Source organism: Haloarcula amylolytica JCM 13557, from assembly GCF_000336615.1.
Lineage (GTDB): Archaea > Halobacteriota > Halobacteria > Halobacteriales > Haloarculaceae > Haloarcula > Haloarcula amylolytica.
This window is the reverse complement of sequence record NZ_AOLW01000014.1, coordinates 33,807-34,093: the sequence shown is the minus strand read 5'-3', so window position 1 is coordinate 34,093 and position 287 is coordinate 33,807. Positions and strand designations below refer to the sequence as shown.

1 rRNA gene is annotated in these 287 nt (G+C 53.7%); it reads right to left on the bottom strand.

What is annotated here, in order from left to right:
- Positions 1 to 264, bottom strand: a 16S ribosomal RNA gene (locus tag C442_RS05995); the annotation flags it as partial.
- Positions 265 to 287: the final 23 nt, after the last annotated feature.

Sequence of the window (287 nt, the reverse complement as noted above, 5' to 3'; positions counted from 1 at the left end):
CGATTATCGGCATGGTGGGCCGTTACCCCACCATCTACCTAATCGGCCGCAGCCACATCCTACAGCGCCGGAACGTTTCTAACTCTCGATACTCCAGTCTGAGAGTTGTATCCGCTATTGGCCTCAGTTTCCCGAGGTTATCGCGGTCTGTAGGGTAGTTTGGCCACGTGTTACTGAGCTATATGCTACGAGTCTGAACTCGTGCAACTAGCATGGCTAAATCGGACTCCGATAGCAATGGCCTCCGGCAGGATCAACCGGAATGTGCTGATATACATCAGCGGCGG